Consider the following 2,262-nt stretch of genomic DNA (forward strand, 5'->3'; position numbering starts at 1 on the left):
CGGCGGAGGGGGTCCGCGGGACACCCCGGCGAACCCCCTCCGCATTCGGTCACGGACCCCCGGGCGGGGTCACCACTCGTCCTCGAACCACCCGTCCGGGGCGGGGTCGGCGGGCAGCGGGCGCGGGTCCTGGTGGCGCCGCGAGGTGCACTCGCGGAACGGGCCGTTGTCGCCGAGCAGGATGCCCATCTGGAAGTCGAGGTGGTCGCGGTACCAGACGGCCATCCCGGTGCCCGCCTCCCAGCGCAGCACCTCCCAGGCGTGCCACAGCGCCTGGAAGCGCGAGACCGCCTCGGCGTGGCGCCACCACTCCTTGCACCAGCGGAACTGGCCGCCCTCGGGGCGGATGTAGACCGGGAGGAAGCGCAGGCGCACGAACTCCTCGACGTTCTTGAACACCGGCTCCGGGGCCGGTTCGTCCGCCCCCTCCGGGTCGCCGCCGTCCACTCCGGCGACGGCCGCGTTGACGTCGGGCGCCTCGGTGGCGAGGGCCGCGCGCACTGCGGGGTCCCCCCACTCCTCCTCCGGGGAGTCCACGTCCTGCCTGTCGTGTTGGGTGCTCATGGTCGGCGTCGTCCCTCTTCGCGTTCGTGGTCGTCGTGGGGCCCCCGGGGCCGTCGCGGGCGTGCGGGGAGTGCGTGGCCCCGGGTCGGTCACGCGCCGCGGCCGGTCCGGGTGCGCGTGGTGTTGATCGAACTGCGCTCCTGGCGGCGCAGGGCCGTCCGCGCCGTCAGCCGCCTCACCGCGGCCTGCTGCTCCCCGCGCTGTCGCGGCAGCCGCCGGGCGGGGTCGTTGACGGCGGCGTGCGCCCTCCGGTCCGCCCAGTCCTGCCTGGTCCGGCGGGTCCGGTCGTTGCCCGCACGGGTCCCCTGCCGCTCGTGCCGCCCCAGCTCCTGGGGACGCACGACCGCCCGGCCGTTCGCGGTCAGGGCCGAGTCCAGCTGCCCCCTGTCCCCGGGGAGCCGGGAGTCGCCCAGGACCAGGCGCGGGTCCGCGGCCCTCGTGGCGTCGTGCGCGCGCAGCTCCGCCTTGGCCGTGTTGCCCGCGGCGACCGCCCCGGCCCGGTCGCGCGGCCCCTCGTTCAGCGGTGCGCCGCGCGCCTTGTCGAGCGCGTGGAGGAAGGCCTCCCCCTGGACGAACACCTCGGCCCCGCCCCTGTCGGCGCGCGTACCCGCCAGCTCCCTGCCCTCGCGGTAGTCCCGCGCGAACCCGGGCAGGGCCCTGTTCCCACTCGCGTTGCGGACCAGCTCGTTCCCGACGGCGGCGGGGACCCTGCCGTCCAGGGACGCGGTGAACACCGACTCGGCGGTGTCCCGGAGTCTGTTCAGGTCGGCCCGGTCGTCCTTGAACCAGGGCACGGCCTTGGCCCAGTACTCCTCCATCGTCTCCATGGGGCGGCCGTCGGCCTGCCAGGAGGCGCCCGCCATGACCGAGTTGGCGTCGATCCGCGCGGAGTCGGTCCGGCCGGTGAAGCCGGGATCCCGCACCATGCCCCGCTCGATGGACTCCGCGAGCTGCGGGTGCTTCTGGGCCAGCTCGCCGAAGAACCTCTCCTGCGCCTCCCGCGCGCCCGGCTCGTTGGAGTTGGCCGCGCTCAGCCAGTTCAGCGCCAGTTCACGGGCGTTCATCCGGCTGACGTCGAGGTTCTCGTCGAGCCCCCGGCGCCAGCGGTGCTCGGGGGGCGTGTCCGGGACCGGGTCCAGGAGCTGCATGCTGGTGCGCGCCGCCCGCTCGATCCGCCCGGTGTGGTAGTCGGCGCGCAGGACCCGGTCCACGTCCTGGACGCGCAGGTCGCGCTGGTGGTCGTGGACCCGCTGGACGTCGACTCCCAGGACCTGGGAGACCACGCGCGGGTCGGCCTGGCGCGCCAGGCCCAGGCCCGCCACGGCGATGTTGGGCGAGTACCCGACGTGCTCCTCGGCGAAGAACCCCTCCGCCCTGCTCTGGCCGCTCCTCCTGCGCAGGGCGTGGTGGAGGGCGGCCCTGGAGAGGTCCCCCGAGTTGCTGAGGCCGCCGCGCCCGAAGGGCGTGTGCATCGCGGCCAGGAGCAGGGCCTCGGTGATGTCCCTCTCCCCGCCGCCACCGCCGGACTCCGCGCCCGAGGCCCGCACGAGGTCGGCGAGGCGTTGGCGGTTGCGGCTGCGCTCGTCGGCCTTCTGGCCGGTGAGTCCGCCCTTCACCCGCTTGGAGCTCATAGGTTCCTCCAGGTGTTCTGTGCGCTCACGTGGCGGCCCTGCCCTTGGGGGTGCTCCGGCCGCCCCG

2 protein-coding genes are annotated in these 2,262 nt (G+C 75.3%); both read right to left on the bottom strand.

Annotated features, from left to right (window positions below):
• Positions 1 to 69 precede the first annotated feature (69 nt).
• The gene (locus DQW06_RS21495; RefSeq protein WP_117199186.1) at positions 70 to 564 is read right to left on the bottom strand and encodes a DUF4913 domain-containing protein; all 495 of its coding nucleotides are present in this window, start codon (positions 562 to 564) and stop codon (positions 70 to 72) included.
• Between the two features lie 89 nt (positions 565 to 653).
• Entirely contained in the window at positions 654 to 2,195 is a 1,542-nt protein-coding gene (locus tag DQW06_RS21500) for a hypothetical protein (protein WP_117199187.1), read from the bottom strand.
• Positions 2,196 to 2,262: the final 67 nt, after the last annotated feature.

The sequence above is a fragment of the Nocardiopsis sp. TNDT3 genome (assembly GCF_003427465.1).
Classification (GTDB): domain Bacteria; phylum Actinomycetota; class Actinomycetes; order Streptosporangiales; family Streptosporangiaceae; genus Nocardiopsis; species Nocardiopsis dassonvillei.